The 14,098-nt window shown below is 69.6% G+C and carries 14 protein-coding genes and 1 pseudogene; 9 read left to right on the top strand and 6 right to left on the bottom strand.

The genetic code is table 11. The features are described 5' to 3' along the window. Positions 1–395: 395 nt before the first annotated feature. From FK530_RS22735 to FK530_RS22725, 3 genes are all read right to left on the bottom strand, one after another. Positions 396–1,463: a GGDEF domain-containing protein gene (locus tag FK530_RS22735; protein WP_158645180.1), complete on the bottom strand. Its 1,068-nt coding sequence runs from the start codon at positions 1,461–1,463 to the stop codon at positions 396–398. A gap of 208 nt (positions 1,464–1,671) precedes the next feature. Then, complete coding sequence (locus FK530_RS22730; RefSeq protein WP_114515100.1) at positions 1,672–2,415, bottom strand: hypothetical protein; 744 nt, start codon at positions 2,413–2,415, stop codon at positions 1,672–1,674. 239 nt (positions 2,416–2,654) lie between these two features. Further along, positions 2,655–3,698: a ThiF family adenylyltransferase gene (locus FK530_RS22725; protein ID WP_146489216.1), complete on the bottom strand. Its 1,044-nt coding sequence runs from the start codon at positions 3,696–3,698 to the stop codon at positions 2,655–2,657. 128 nt (positions 3,699–3,826) lie between these two features. Here FK530_RS22725 and FK530_RS26980 point away from each other — a divergent pair, with 128 nt between their 5' ends. Together FK530_RS26980 and FK530_RS26975 are read left to right on the top strand one after the other, a co-directional pair. Next, positions 3,827–4,216 (top strand): hypothetical protein, encoded by a 390-nt coding sequence (locus FK530_RS26980; protein ID WP_331456366.1) that lies wholly within the window; start codon positions 3,827–3,829, stop codon positions 4,214–4,216. Next, positions 4,213–4,341 carry a hypothetical protein gene (locus FK530_RS26975; protein WP_331456365.1) on the top strand — a complete coding sequence of 43 codons (129 nt, stop codon included), beginning with the start codon at positions 4,213–4,215 and terminating at the stop codon, positions 4,339–4,341. The genes FK530_RS26980 and FK530_RS26975 overlap by 4 nt, the downstream gene beginning before the upstream one ends. 91 nt (positions 4,342–4,432) lie before the next feature. Here the strand turns inward: FK530_RS26975 and FK530_RS22715 are convergent, their stop codons facing one another. Together FK530_RS22715 and FK530_RS22710 are read right to left on the bottom strand one after the other, a co-directional pair. Then, positions 4,433–4,627, bottom strand: a complete 195-nt coding sequence (locus FK530_RS22715) for a hypothetical protein (RefSeq protein WP_146489215.1) — start codon at positions 4,625–4,627, stop codon at positions 4,433–4,435. Between the two features lie 28 nt (positions 4,628–4,655). After that, a complete protein-coding gene (locus tag FK530_RS22710; RefSeq protein ID WP_158645179.1) occupies positions 4,656–6,119 on the bottom strand; it encodes a sugar transferase in 1,464 nt (487 codons plus the stop codon). Positions 6,120–6,357: 238 nt separating this feature from the next. On the opposite strand from FK530_RS22710, the gene FK530_RS22705 reads away from it, so the two are divergent. Genes FK530_RS22705 through FK530_RS22690 form a run of 4 tightly spaced genes read left to right on the top strand, consistent with a single transcriptional unit; the run spans position 6,358 to position 10,056 of the window. Further along, complete coding sequence (locus tag FK530_RS22705; protein ID WP_114515097.1) at positions 6,358–7,614, top strand: class I SAM-dependent methyltransferase; 1,257 nt, start codon at positions 6,358–6,360, stop codon at positions 7,612–7,614. After that, a complete protein-coding gene (locus FK530_RS22700) occupies positions 7,611–8,390 on the top strand; it encodes a glycosyltransferase family protein (RefSeq protein ID WP_114515096.1) in 780 nt (259 codons plus the stop codon). The genes FK530_RS22705 and FK530_RS22700 overlap by 4 nt, the downstream gene beginning before the upstream one ends. Continuing rightward, positions 8,387–9,043, top strand: coding sequence for a PIG-L deacetylase family protein (locus FK530_RS22695; RefSeq protein ID WP_114515095.1), 657 nt, complete (start codon positions 8,387–8,389; stop codon positions 9,041–9,043). Before FK530_RS22700 ends, FK530_RS22695 begins: the two co-directional genes overlap by 4 nt. Further along, on the top strand, positions 9,040–10,056 hold the full coding sequence (locus tag FK530_RS22690; RefSeq protein WP_114515094.1) for an NAD-dependent epimerase/dehydratase family protein: 1,017 nt from the start codon (positions 9,040–9,042) through the stop codon (positions 10,054–10,056). The genes FK530_RS22695 and FK530_RS22690 overlap by 4 nt, the downstream gene beginning before the upstream one ends. A gap of 29 nt (positions 10,057–10,085) precedes the next feature. Here the strand turns inward: FK530_RS22690 and FK530_RS22685 are convergent. After that, positions 10,086–10,637 (bottom strand): annotated as a pseudogene (locus FK530_RS22685) (dTDP-4-dehydrorhamnose 3,5-epimerase family protein). A gap of 14 nt (positions 10,638–10,651) precedes the next feature. Between FK530_RS22685 and FK530_RS22680 the strand changes: the two are divergent. Genes FK530_RS22680 through FK530_RS22670 form a run of 3 tightly spaced genes read left to right on the top strand, consistent with a single transcriptional unit; the run spans position 10,652 to position 14,096 of the window. Continuing rightward, positions 10,652–11,755, top strand: a complete 1,104-nt coding sequence (locus FK530_RS22680; protein ID WP_114515093.1) for a transferase — start codon at positions 10,652–10,654, stop codon at positions 11,753–11,755. Further along, on the top strand, positions 11,752–13,101 hold the full coding sequence (locus tag FK530_RS22675; protein ID WP_114515092.1) for a glutamate-1-semialdehyde 2,1-aminomutase: 1,350 nt from the start codon (positions 11,752–11,754) through the stop codon (positions 13,099–13,101). The genes FK530_RS22680 and FK530_RS22675 overlap by 4 nt, the downstream gene beginning before the upstream one ends. Then, the gene (locus tag FK530_RS22670; protein ID WP_114515091.1) at positions 13,098–14,096 is read left to right on the top strand and encodes a glycosyltransferase; all 999 of its coding nucleotides are present in this window, start codon (positions 13,098–13,100) and stop codon (positions 14,094–14,096) included. Before FK530_RS22675 ends, FK530_RS22670 begins: the two co-directional genes overlap by 4 nt. The last annotated feature ends 2 nt before the right edge of the window (positions 14,097–14,098 follow it).

Below are 14,098 nucleotides of genomic sequence, written 5' to 3'. Positions count from 1 at the left end.
CCCGGGCAACCCGGACCACATCATCACGGAACTCTTTCGGATAAGGCTTAGGCACAGTAGTCATCCTTCCAGGCCGCCCTCCCGGGGCAAGCCAGATCAGATGTCACCTAACCGTGCACCAGTCCCTCCGGTCAGCTCGCCGACCGGGTCAACGCACTCTGAATGGGAAGAGCCCGTAAAGGAGGTCACCGGTAGCAGGGGCGGTGGTCAGGGCGAGATCTGTATTCGCCATACGTCAAGAATACCCCAGGCACCTCACTAATGCGCGTCCAACTTGGATTAGTAGTATGGGGGATGATCTAACGACCTAATCGAACCGATTATCCGGTCTGGGAATCCAACCACCCGCCAATAGGTATGCAACGTGGGCGCCAGTGAGAATTATTAGAATCCTTTCACGCCTGATCGATCGCATATTCCACGACGACACGGTTGCGGCCTGCTTGTTTGGCTGCGTACATCTGTCGGTCCGCTGATTTGATGAGGTCGTCAAAGAGTGCCACTGGTTTGTTTGCGCCAACGTCAGCACTACAGGTAAGGGTCTCCGGGCCAAGAACCGGTGTTGGGTGCATGACAGCACCGATGCTGACAGTGACCTCGCCGTCGCAAGCTATCGCGATACGGATCTGCTCGGCTAATTGCTCGATCGACTCGAGCTGATCGACCGGCGTCACGATCAAGAACTCTTCGCCACCGAGTCGAGCCGTTACCGCATCCGGCCCGGCGAGGCTTACGAGGCGGCTGGCGGTCCGGACTAGAACCTCGTCGCCGTGTGCGTGACCGTTGACGTCGTTGATGGATTTGAAGTTGTCGATATCGATCGCCAGGAGACCAACTTTCTGGTTGGAAGCGAGCAATCGAGCTGCGTGATCGCTTAGCCCGCGGCGATTGAACACACCAGTGAGGGGATCGATCCGAGCGAGCTCTATCTGAACCCGGAGGAGGTGCTCCAGCGATCGGCGGAATCCGAGAACGATAAGCGTCGGGAATAAGGTGGCCAGAGTAGCGACACCGAACCGGACGAGGGCGACTGCGGGCTCATCCCGCTCCGAAGCAGCGTGCGCGACGATGAAGAACAGCGCGCCGACCTGGAACGCCACTACCACTACCGCCCGTGACTGCATTGCCGCGAGTGCGGGTATAGCTGCGTTCAGGCAGAGTATCACGCTCGCCGCAGGGGCGTCTGCCACCAGGAATGAGGCCAGCCCGATGCCGAACATTCCGCCCGAACTGAGCGCGATGAACGTGCAATCGCTGACCGCCGGTCGCGCCCGGACCACGACGATGAACGACAACACGCTATAGAACCAGATCCCGGACAACCAAGGTAGAGCGCCCGGGACCACCAGGCCAGGATCGACTAGTGCCAGTAGCGGCAGGGGAACCGCGCCGCCAACACTGAAGAGGAGGCCGAGCGAGCGGAGATCGAAGCCGAAGTAGATTCCGCCCGTGAAATCGGACATCGGTAGTCTACCGGATACATCAGGTGACTGCTTCATCTTCGGTCCACCTTCTGCCGTGCGCAGCGCGGCCTCATACACAGCCTCGCACTGGAGTCCTCCGTACCAAAGCACACACTGTATTGCATCCCTCATGCAGCCGGTTCAATGGGTGCGATTAGGCAGTCATTGAAACGCCGGTTGTCGACGTGGCCGCGGGTGCATGTGCTGTTTAGCCTGCAGACTGCAGGTTAGATCCAAATGCCTCGTGGAACTCGGTCAGCATCAGCGGCCACAGGCCGGGCTCGGCGTCGGCGCGCAACCGGTCCCGATCCCAGAACATCACCTGGGTGCGGTACTGCGGGCCCGGGTACGGCGTAGCGGGGATCGACCGGTCGATCCGGCCGCCGCCCTGGGACCACCGCTTGAGCACGTGCTCCGCCGCCGTCGCCATCATGTACCGCGCGTCGGTGAGCGCCATGACGATCAGGCCCACGCGGGACAGGAGGTTGGCAACGCCACCCGCGCGCTCGTCGGTGAGCCCGACGTAGGCGGACTTCACCTCGATGAGCCCTCCGTCGAGCCGCGAGTCGATGGCGTCGACGAGGAGGTGCAGGCTCGGCTGTCCCGCCCACTCGATGAGTGCGTGCGATTCGGCCGCGCTCGAGTACGTCCCCTGCATCCGGTGCCCCGCGACGACCCGGCCGGTCTGGTCGTCCACGATCGCGCAGAACAGCGTCGTCGACGAACCGGTCTCGACCTCGTGCCGATCGAAGGCTTCTTCGACGCCCCAGGACCGGTACGCGCGCTCGACGCCGTCGAGGTACTGGCGCCAGAGGTCCGGGCGGCGCGCGGGGGTGTCCAAGATGCAGGTCACGCCGGTGCGGCGATCGACGAACTCCACGCCGTGCTCGGGAAGAGGCGTTGCGGCGGGTGGACCGGTGACCGCGCGGACGAGGGCAGAATCGATGGTCATGTGTGTTCCTTTCAATTGTGACGACGCCATGTCGTATTCTTGACCGAGAGCGGTATTCGATATCGGATCGAATGCTCAAAGGGTAAACGCGCAGGATTGGATGAGAAGTTCTGTCGCGAACTTTCCAATGACGAAAACCGCATCACGCGGTGGTGTCGTGAACTGTGCGATCGCAGACCGACAAGACGTACTGCGTTCAGCTGGGGTGCAAGCGCTCGGGCGATTACCCGATTCGCACGTCAGTTGTGTGTAGTAGTGAATTCGGAACGCAGCAGATAGCGCCCCGTGGCGAGCTCGTGGCCCGTGCAGATCAGCCTGGCGGCGTGGGCGGCCACAGCACCGGAGTGCATGGCGGTGCTGCCGAGCTGCGGCCACGAGCTCAGGCTCCGCCCGACCTCGCCGGCGACCTCCAGCATCCGGGGGGTGACGACGTCGGCGAGGAGGGCGCCGGCGAGCGCGACCGCCGTACTCGGCTCCCGGTCGCGCAGTTGATCGTCACTGAACGACGCCAGACGGTCGCCCAGGATCGGGGTGTGCTCGTCGATGTCGAACCGTTCGACGTCGAGTACCACGTCGTCACCGAGATCCGTCGCCATCACCACCGGAATGCGGAGCTCGCGTGCGCGCCGGCGGAGGGCCACCTTCATGTGGATGCCGTCGATCTCCTCGATCAGCACCGAAAGCTGTTCGTCCCCCGAATCCCCACAGAGAAAAGAATCGATGTCGGATTCGGATATTCCTTGCGGAAAAGTGTCGACCGACGCGTACGGATCGCATTCGAGTAGCCGGCGACGCAGTGACTCGGTCTTGGCCGTGCCCACGTTGAAAGCGGAGTCGACGATGCGATTGAGATTGGTGATCCCGAGTTCGTCGCCGTCGCCGATGCGGAAGCGACGGACCCCCGTGAGCTGGCACGCGGTCGCGGCCGACGAGCCGACACTGAGCCCCACGACCCCGACCAGCGACGCCGACCACGAGGCCTGGTCGGCGTCGGAGATGAGGTGGCGATTTCGGGCGGTCCGGAGCAGGTGGTAGACGTCGGACCGGGGCAGGCGGGCGATCGTCCGCCGCCACTTGCACACCACGTAGCGGCTCAGTTCCTCCACGCGCTCTTCGTCGCCCGGGTCCCAGGCTTCGGGGCATCCGGCCGGCGGCTGCGGCAGGGCGGCGAGCGCGGTGAGTTCCGGGCCTCCGGCGGACCAGCCGTCCACGAGGTCGAACCCTGCGGCGCGCAGCTCGGTCACGCGGGCGTCGGCCTCCGGACCCGGAACGAGGATCTCCATGGATGTCACTCCTGAAAGCGGTGCGCGGCTCGTGGTGATGAGCACCCTACGCGGATCATTGGGCCGCCGCGTCGTCACGCCCGAACAGGGAGGGGCCGGTCGTCGGGGCCGGCGGTACTCTCGATCCGGTGGGCGTGAGGCGGGGAGCGAGGCTCCGGCGGTCGGTCTGGGGGCTCGCCGCCGTGATGACGGTCGTGGTCGCGACGGTGCTCTCGGCGGGGTGGCTGGTGTACGGGCGCTCGTCCGAAGATCCGCTGACCCGGGTCGACGCGATCGTCGTGCTCGCCCCCGAGCACGACGGCCGCGAGGAGTACGGATTGGACCTCGCGCGGGCGGGCTACGCGGGAACGGTGGTCCTGTCCGATCCGTACGGCAGCGGCGCCCCGCTGATGGACCGGCTGTGCGCCGGGGACGCCGGCGGCATCCGCGTCCTGTGCGAGACGCTCGAGCCAACACGACCCGCGGCGAGGCGATCTTCGCCCAGCGGCTTGCCGAGCGGTACGGATGGTGCTCCGTGATCGTGGTCAGCTGGGGGTACCACCTGGTCCGCGCGAGGTACGTCTTCGGGCACTGCTTCGACGGCGGCACCGTGATGCGCGCGGTGCCGCGGCAGTACCGGTTCAACCTCGCGGACTGGCGCTGACGTACAGCTACCAGGCGGTGGGCATGCTCAAAGCCTTCGTCCGGGGCGACTGCCGGGCCTGATCCGCTCCATACCGCGATTGCCGCGGAACCTATCGTCCTCCGGCCATCCGCTCCGGCAGGCCGCCGACGGCCCCGGAGAGCACCCCGAGCAGGGCGCAGCCGACGACGGTCACGACGAGCTCCCGCGCGGCGAAACCCGCATCGCCCAGGGGCCGTCCCGATGAGTGCCCAGCGCGCGGTTCGGGTCGCGATGGCGGCGCGGTGCGGCTCCGGTCGTCGGTCACGGCCACCACGGTAGCGTCCCGGTCCGTGTCAATACGCGCCGTCGCTGGCCAGGACCGCGCGGACGGTGCGGACCACGATCATGAGGTCCCGGGCGAGCGACCAGTTCTCGACGTAGCCGACGTCCATCCGGATCGACTCGTTCCAGCTCAGGTCGGAGCGGCCGCTCACCTGCCACGCCCCGGTGATGCCGGGTTTCACCAGCAGCCGCCGGCGCATCACGGGCGAGTATTCGTCGACCTCGCGACCCAGCGCCGGGCGGGGGCCCACCACGGACATCTCGCCACGGAGCACGTTGAAGAACTGGGGGAGTTCGTCGATGCTGTAGCGCCGGAGGAACCGTCCCACCCGGGTGACGCGCGGATCGTCGTGCATCTTGAACAGCGCGCCGCTGCCCTGGTTCGCCGCGCGCAGGTCCTCGAGGCGTTGGTCGGCGTCCTCGAACATGCTCCGAAACTTGATCATCTCGAAGGGCGCGTCGTCTTCGCCGATCCTGGTGGACCGGTAGAAGACCGGCCCGCTGCTGTCGACCTTGATCGCGACGGCGGCCGCGATCATGACGGGGGCGGACGCGAGGATCGCGGCGGCCGAGAAGACGATGTCGAACAGCCGCTTCGCGAGTGAATCCGCGCGCGCGTGCTGGGGCATCGCGATGTGCAGCATCGGCATGTCGCCCACGCTCGCGTACGCGATCCGGTGCCCGGCGATGTCGACGACGCCCGGGGTGACGATCAGCTCCACCGACAGCTCCTGCAGCTCCCAGATCAGGGTCCGCAGATCGCCGGGGCCGAGCGAATCCGTCGCGGTCAGCGCGACCACAGTGGCGCCCGTGGTGGTGACCGCGGCGATGACCTCCCGGTCGGTGCCCACGATCGGCACGACCTGCTCGCCGAGGTCGATCGTCCGGTGCGCTCGGCCGACCTCTTCGGGCACGCAGGCCCCCACGATGCGCGCCCCGGTCGCCCGCGCACGCCCGAGCGCGAGGCAGGTGGCGCGCACCGAGTAGTAGCCGCCGACGACGAGGGTCGGGGTGTCGTTGCGCGCGCGCCCGTCGGAGGCGCGCAGCCAGCTTCCGCGCACGAGTCGGCAGACCACGATCGCGATCAGGGCGATCGGCAGCGAGACCTTGGCCAGGCCGTCCAGGATCGGGGCTCGGACGAATTCGTTCAGGATGGCGGCTCCACCGAAGACGACGAAGGTCGTCACCACCACGTGCCGCAGTTCCGGCGTCCCGGAACGCAGGAGCGGAACCGCGAGGGCCTTCGACCACTGCAACAGGACGAACCAGAGGAAGGCTGCGGTTGCCGCCGTGAACGCGCTGGTCAGGACGCCGCCGCCGTGTTCGGTCGACCAGACCGCACCGGCCGCTGTGGCGATCACCGCGATCACCGCGTCGACGACGCCCCACGCCGCGGTGGACGGGGCGGACCTGTGGAGGCGCAGCGATGCCGGCTCCGAGCCGAACGCGGCCCCCTCCGCTGGGTGATCCGTCACCGCTGTACCTCTCGACGTCGCTGCCTGTCCCTGCCGTCGCGGTCTTCCCACTGTCATGAAGTAGCGCGAAGAAATCAGGTGTGATCGAGGACGATGTCAAGGGTCTTGAACATCGGCTTCCGTGTTGTGATATTACTCATGATGCCGAGCGGCTCTCGCCCGGAGTAGCCATGACGGGCCGATTATTGGTCATGTTAAAGTGTGTATCCACGGTGAGTGAGGAATGTCTCAGGTGTCGATGAATTGCCGCTTGTGCGGAGCGGACCGCTTGCACAGCGTGTTGGACCTCGGCGCCACCCCGCCGTGCGAGAAGTTCCTCACCGCCGACGAGCTGGACTTGCCGGAGCCCACGTACCCCCTCCACCTGCGGGTATGCGAGGAGTGTCTGCTCCTGCAGATACCCGCGCTGATCCTGCCGGAGGAGACGTTCACCGAGTACGCGTACTACTCGTCGTACTCGGACAGCTGGGTGGCGCACGCGAAACGGTTCGTCGACGCCGCCCGCGACCGGCTGGGGCTGGACCTGGGATCCGACAGTCTCGTCGTCGAGGTGGCCAGCAACGACGGATACCTGCTTCAGCACGTCGTGGCCGCCGGGATCCCCTGCGTCGGGATCGAGCCCTCGCAGAACGTGGGCGCCGCGGCCCGCGAGCGCGGTGTGCCCACCCACACCGCCTTCCTCGACGAGGGGACCGCGCAGGCCGTTCGCGCCGAGCACGGCCCAGCCGACCTGGTAGTCGCCAACAACGTCTACGCCCACATCCCCGACCTGCTCGGGTTCACCCGGTCGCTGCGTGCCCTCCTCGCGGACGACGGCTGGCTGAGCATCGAGGTGCACCACGCGCTGAACCTGGTCGAGCTGGGGCAGTTCGACACCATCTACCACGAGCACTTCCAGTACTACACCGTGCTCTCGGCGCAGCGCGCGCTGGCCACGGCCGGGCTCGCGGTCGTGGACGTCGAGCTGATCCCCACCCACGGCGGCTCTATCCGGCTCTGGGCCCGGCCAGAGGCCGCCGCGGGCGAGCCCGATCCTCGGGTCGCCGACGTGCTCGACCTCGAGGAGCGGGCCGGGCTGCACGCACTCGACGGCTACCTCGCGCTGCGCCCGCGGACCGAACGGGTCAAGCACGACCTGCTGCGGTACCTCTTGGACCGCAAGTCCGAGGGGAAGCGCATCGTCGGCTACGGCGCGCCGGGCAAGGGCAACACCCTGCTGACCTTCTGCGGGATCCGGGCCGACCTGCTCGAGTACACCGTGGACCGCAACCCGTACAAGCACGGCAGGTTCACCCCGGGGACGCGGATCCCGATCCACGCTCCGGAGCGGATCGACGAGGACCGTCCGGACGTGGTCGTCGTACTGCCGTGGAACCTGGCGGACGAGATCTCCGCGCAGCTGGCGCACATCGCGGACTGGGGCGCGGAGCTGGTGATCCCGCTGCCGGAACTGCACGTCTCCGATGCCGTACCGACGAAAGCGAGTCAATCATGAAGGTCGTTCTCTTCTGCGGCGGCTACGGGATGCGGATGCGCAACAGCCCGGACGACATGGTGCCGAAGCCGATGCAGATGGTGGGTCCGCGTCCGCTGATCTGGCACGTGATGCGGTACTACGCCCACTTCGGGCACAAGGACTTCATCCTGTGCCTGGGCTACGGGGCGAGCCACATCAAGGACTACTTCCTCAACTACCGCGAGACCGCGTCGAACGACTTCGTGATCCGCGGTGGCGACGTGGAGCTGCTCCAGTCCGACATGAGCGACTGGACGATCACCTTCGTCGACACCGGCCTCGAATCGGCCATCGGTGAGCGGCTGCGGCGCGTGCGTGCGCACCTGGGCGGCGACGAGTACTTCCTCGCCAACTACGCCGACGTGCTGAGCGACGCGCCGATGGACCGCATCGTCGAGCGCGTGCGCGAGAGCGGCGCCGCGGCGTCGATGCTGCTGGTCCCGCCGCAGTCGTCATTCCATTGCGTGGACGTGGACGAGTCCGCGCTCGTCACCGGGATCACGCCCGTCTCCAAGTTCCCGATCTGGGAGAACGGCGGCTACTTCGTGTTGACCCAGGAGGTCTTCGACGTGCTGCCCGAAGGGGGCGACCTGGTGGAGGACGCGTGCGGCGCCCTCGCCCGGGAGCGCCGCCTGATCGGCTACAAGCACAACGGCTTCTGGAAGCCCGCCGACACCTTCAAGGAGCGCGCCGAGTTGGACGCCGGCTACGGGCGCGGCGACCGTCCCTGGATGCTCTGGGATCACGCGCGGTGATCGCACTCGCCGCGCAACCGATCCGGGTGATCGCGGTACTCGGCGCGCACTGCGACGACATCGCCATCGGTATGGGCGGCACGCTGCTCACGCTGGCGCGGTCCCGGCCGGGCCTGCGGGTCCGTGCCTTCGTCGGCAGCGGCGCGGGCACCGCACGCGAGGCCGAGGAGCGCGCCGCCCTCGCGGCCTTCGCGCCCGGCGCGGACGTCGCCGTGACGGTGCTCGACCTGCCCGACGGCCGCGCTCCCGCCCACTGGGACCGGCTCAAGGACGCGCTCGCGGCCTTCCGTCGCGACAGCGCACCCGACTTGGTCTTCGCACCGCACCGGGCCGACGCGCACCAGGACCACCGGCTGCTCGCCGAGTTGGCGCCCACCGAGTTCCGGGACCACCTGATCCTGGGGTACGAGATCCTCAAGTGGGAGACCGACACCCCCCGGCCCACGCTGTTCCACCCGATCACGGACGAGGTCGCTGCGGAGAAGGTCCGCCTGCTGCACCGGCACTACCCGTCCCAGGTCGAACACGACTGGTTCGACGAGCAGTCCTTCGCGGGACTCTCGCGCCTGCGCGGCGTCCAGTGCCGCTCCACCCACGCCGAGGCCTTCCTCATCGAGAAGGCGGCGATCGACTTCGGAGGTTCCCCGTCATGAGAGTTCTCGTCACCGGCCACCAGGGGTACCTGGGCACCGTCTTGGTCCCGATCCTGCGGGCGGAGGGGCACGACGTGGTCGGCCTCGACACCGGCTACTTCGCGGACTGCGTTCTCGGCGGACTCGCCGACGACACCCCCACGATCGCCGTCGACCTGCGCGACCTGACCGTGGCGCAGTTGGCGGGCTTCGACGCGGTGATCCACCTGGCCGCGCTGTCGAACGACCCGCTGGGCGCCCTCGCGCCGGAGATCACCTACGACATCAACCACCACGCCTCCACCCGGCTGGCGCGCCTGGCCAAGGAGGCGGGCGTGTCCCGGTTCCTGTACGCCTCCACGTGCTCGGTGTACGGCGCCGCCGGCGACGGACTCGTCGACGAGGACGCCCCGCTGCGCCCCCTGACGCCCTACGCGGAGAGCAAGGTCCGGGTCGAGGACGACGCCGCGGCGCTCGCCGATTCCGGCTTCGCGCCGGTCTTCCTGCGCAACGCCACCGCCTTCGGCTTCTCCCCGCGGTTGCGCGCCGACATCGTGCTGAACAACCTGGTGGGCTACGCGGTGCTGACCGGGGAGGTCAAGGTGCTCTCGGACGGGACGCCATGGCGGCCCCTGGTGCACGCCCAGGACATCGCGCGCGCGTTCGCGGTGTGCCTGACCGCGCCCGTCGAGAACATCTCCTGCCGGGCCTACAACATCGGCACCGAGCGCAACAACCTCACCGTCGCGGAGATCGCCGAGTCGGTCGTGGCGGCCGTCCCCGGCTCGACGCTCAACATCACCGGCGAGGCGGGGGCGGACCCGCGCTCCTACCGGGTCGACTTCAGCCGCGCGCGTGAGGGGCTCGGGTTCGAGGCGGAATGGTCGATCCCCGACGGTGCCGCCGAGCTGTACCGCGAGTACACCGCGCGCGGCCTCACGTCGGAGGCCTTCTTCGAGCGGTTCACCCGCCTCGCGCACCTCGAGCACCTGCGCGCCGACGGCGCGCTCGACCCGTCGATGCGCTGGACCTGACGATGTCCGCTCCCCGATCCGCCCGCCGCTCAGGTCAGGCGGGCCAGCAGGTCCGCCCAGCCGGGTGCGGCGGCGTCCCGCGCCGAGACCGCGGTCACCGGCTCCGGCCAGGCGATGCCGAGCTCGGGGTCGTCGTAGGCCACCGCCAGGTCCTCCGACGGATCGTGCGGCCGGTCGATCCGGTAGCAGACGTCGGCGGTCTCCGTCAGCGCCTAGAAGCCGTGCAGGAACCCCGGGGGCACGTAGAGATGGTGGAAGTCCGCACCGTCGAGCAGGAAGGCCTGCCGGCGCCCGAACGTCGCGGACTCCGGGCGGATGTCCACCAGCACGTCGTGGATCGCGCCCTGCGCGCAGCGCACGAGCTTCGCCTCGCCGCGCCCGGCCCGGCCGTGCATCCCGCGGACCACGCCGCGGCGCGAGCGGGACTGCGAGTCCTGCACGAACGCCGCGGCCGCGGGCCGGCCGAGGTGCCGGTCGAAGACGTCGGCGTCGAAGGTCCGGGTGAAGAGCCCGCGGTCGTCGTGGTGCGGCTGCGGGACGAACAGGACGACGTCGTCCAGGTCTGTGTACTCGATGCGCACGGGGTGATCGTGCCATGAGCGGGTGCCGGGGTTGCGGCGAACACGGCGGCCACCGCGTCCTCGACGTCGGTGCGGTGCCGGCCGCGGATCACTTCCCGCCGGTGGACGAGCCGATCTCGGCGGCGGAGTCGGCGCACCCCCTGGCGATGGACCTGTGTCCGTCGTGCGGGCTCGCGCAGCTCGCCGACGACGACACGGTCACCGAGGAGCCGCGCGGCGTGGAGCCGGCGGCATTGCGCGAGCAGGCCGCGGACGCCGTCGCCCGGGTCGCGGCCGCGGGCTACCTCTCGGGGACGACGGTGCGGGAGTTCGGCAGTCCCCACGGCGGCACGTGGCTGCCGCTGCTCGGCGAGCGCGGCTTCGCCGAGTCCACCCTTCCGGCCGATGTGGTCCTGGACTGCTTCGGCATCATGCACGAGCCCGATCAGCGGGCGGCGTTCGCCCGGCGGGCCGCCGCCACCGCGCCCGACGGAGTGCTCCTCCTGCAGTTCCACTCCTTGACCGCGATCGTGGCCGGACGGCAATGGAACGCGCTGCGGCACGGCCACTTCGCGTACTACTCGTTGACATCGGTCCGGCGGCTGCTGGCCGGCACGGGTATGCGCCTGCGCACCGCGTGGGAGTTCGATCTGTACGGCGGCACGGTGCTGGTGGCGGCCGAGCACGGGGACGGGACGCAGCCGGTCACGGACCCCGCGCTGCGGCTCATCCTGGCCGCCGAGGCGGCCTCGGGGATCACCACGCCGGACGCGGTGTCCGGGCTCGGCCGCGCGTGCGCCGAACAGGTGCGCGACCTGCGCGCGTGGGCGCGCGAGCACGCCGCGGCCGGACGCCGGGCGTACGCCTACGGCGCCGCCTCCCGCGCGGTCGCGCTGTTCGCCCTCGCCGGCGTGGACCGCTCGACGGTGGCCGGCGTCGCGGACGCCTCACCCGCCAAACAGGGCCGGCGCATGCCCGGGACCGACATCCCGATCATCTCGCCCGACGAGCTGATCGCCGCCCGGCCGGATACCGTCTTCCTCACGGTGCCGGACCTGCGGGCCGAGGTCGCGGGGCGGTATCCCGAACTGGCGCACCGGCTGACCTGTGACCCGCGACCCGAGAGGACGTCCGCGTGAGCGATCGTCGCGACCTGAGCCGCTCGGCGCGCCTGCAGGCGCGGCTGCACGAGACGGTGCCCGGCGGGGCACACACCTACGCCCGGGGATCCGACCAGTACCCGGAGCATCTGACACCCGTCCTGGCGCGCGGTGCGGGCGCCAGGGTGTGGGACGTCGACGGGAACGAGTACATCGAGTACGGCATGGGCCTGCGGTCCGTGACCCTCGGCCACGGCTACCGCCCCGTGGTCGACGCGGTCGCGGAGGCCATCCGGGACGGGGTCAACTTCACCCGGCCCACCGAGCTGGAGCTCGCGGCCGTCGAGGACTTCCTGGAGCTCGTCCCGACGGCGGACATGGTCAAGTTCGCCAAGAACGGCTCCGACGCGACCACGGCGGCCGTGCGCCTGGCCCGCGCCGCGACCGGGCGCGACCTGGTCGCGGTCTGCGACCAGCCGTTCTTCTCCGTGGACGACTGGTTCATCGGCACCACCGAGATGTCCGCGGGCATCCCGGACGGGATCCGTGCGGCGACTGTGCGTTTCCGCTACAACGACCCGGAGTCGTTGGCCGAGGTGTTCGCCGCCCATCCGGGCCGCATCGCCGCCGTCTTCCTCGAGGCCGCCACCGCGATGGCCGAACCGGAGCCGGGATTCCTGCAGTCCGTGCGCGCACTGTGCGACGAGCACGGCGCGCTCCTCGTCTTCGACGAGATGATCACGGGATTCCGGTGGTCCGAGCGTGGCGCGCAGTCCGTGTACGGCGTGACCCCGGACCTGTCGTGCTGGGGAAAGGCGATGGCGAACGGCTTCCCGCTGGCAGCGCTGGCGGGGCGGCGCGAGTACATGGAACTCGGCGGCCTCAACACCGACCGGGACCGCGCCTTCCTGCTGTCCACGACCCACGGTCCGGAGACGGCGTCCCTGAGCGCGTTCCGGGCGGTGGTGCGTGCCTACCGCGAGGGCGACCCCGTCGGCCGGATGGAGGCCGCCGGGCGCGACCTGTCCGACGGCGTGAACGCCGCCGCGCGGGCCGCGGGCGTCGCCGACCACGTGCTGGTGGCCGGCAGGCCCTCGTGCGAGGTGTTCGTGACGCGCGGACCCGACGGTGCTCCCTCCCAGGCCTACCGCACCCTGCTGCTGCAGGAGTTGCTCGAGCGGGGAGTCCTCGGGCAGTCGTTCGTGATCTCGGCGGCGCACACGGACACCGACGTGGCCGAGACGGTCGCCGCGACGGCCGAGGCGCTCGAGGTGTACGCACGGGCGATCGCGGCGGGTACCGTCGACGGGCTGCTGCACGGGCGCCCCGTGGCGCCCGCCCTGCGGCGGCGGGCCGAACCGCGGCGGCTCGGGGGCGGAGCGTGAGCCGGCCCCGCACGATCGTCGCCGACTCGTGGTACGCGCCGTCCATCTCCGGCGCCACCCGGCTCGACGGCGCGCTACCGCCCCGGATCCGGTGGCTGGCCGCGCGCAACGGCACCGTTCGCGGGCTCGCGCTCGCGGCGGTCGGGCTGCGCGCCGACGCGGTGGTGACCACGAACCCGAGTCCCGGCGCGACGGTCTGCCTGATCCTCTACGGACTGATCGGCCGGCGCCGGCTCGTGCTGCTCGAGTACATCGTGCACCCGCCGGAGGGGCCGGGCCGCCTCGCCCGCGTGCGATTCCATCTGTTGCGGCGGGTACTCCTCCGCCGCGCGCTGCTGCGCGCGCAGGTACTCACCGCCGCCGAGGTGGAGCGGTTCGCCGCGGTCCAGCGGGTGCCGGCCGACCGGTTCCGCGTGGTGCAGTGGCCCGGTCGCTTCGACGACACGCCGCTCGCCGCGCGGAACGACGGCCGGATCGTGGTCGCCACGGGCCGGCGGACGGACTGGGAGACCTTCTTCGCCGCGGCGGACGGTGCAGATTGGGACGTCCGGGTGGTGTGCACCGGCGAGGACCTGTCGCTGGTCCGCCGGCTCGCCGCCGCGGGCGTCGTGGTGCGGCACGACGTTCCCGCCGACGAACACCAGGCGATCGTGGACGCCGCGACCGTGTACGTGATCCCCGTGCCGGAGACCGGCGCCAGCATCGGCCAGATCCGGGTGATGAACGCGACCCAGGCGGGGGTGCCGATCGTGGCGAGCGATGTCTCGGGGCTGCACGGATACCTCGATGCCTCGTGCGCCGAACTGGTGCCGCCCGGCGATGCGGCGGCACTGCGAGCTGCGATAGATCGTCTCCTGGCGGACCCGCCGCGGCGCGATGCGCTGCGGACCGCGGCCCGTGCGCGCGGCGGCACGATGGACGAGTACCTGGCCCGCATAGATGACCTGGTCGCGGACGACGTGCGCGGCGGTCGCGGGCGGACCGAGGAAGGATAGGC

The organism is Tsukamurella conjunctivitidis, assembly GCF_007858475.1.
Classification (GTDB): domain Bacteria; phylum Actinomycetota; class Actinomycetes; order Mycobacteriales; family Mycobacteriaceae; genus Tsukamurella; species Tsukamurella conjunctivitidis.
The sequence above is the reverse complement of the archived record's forward strand: the minus strand, read 5'-3'. Positions and strand labels throughout refer to the sequence as shown.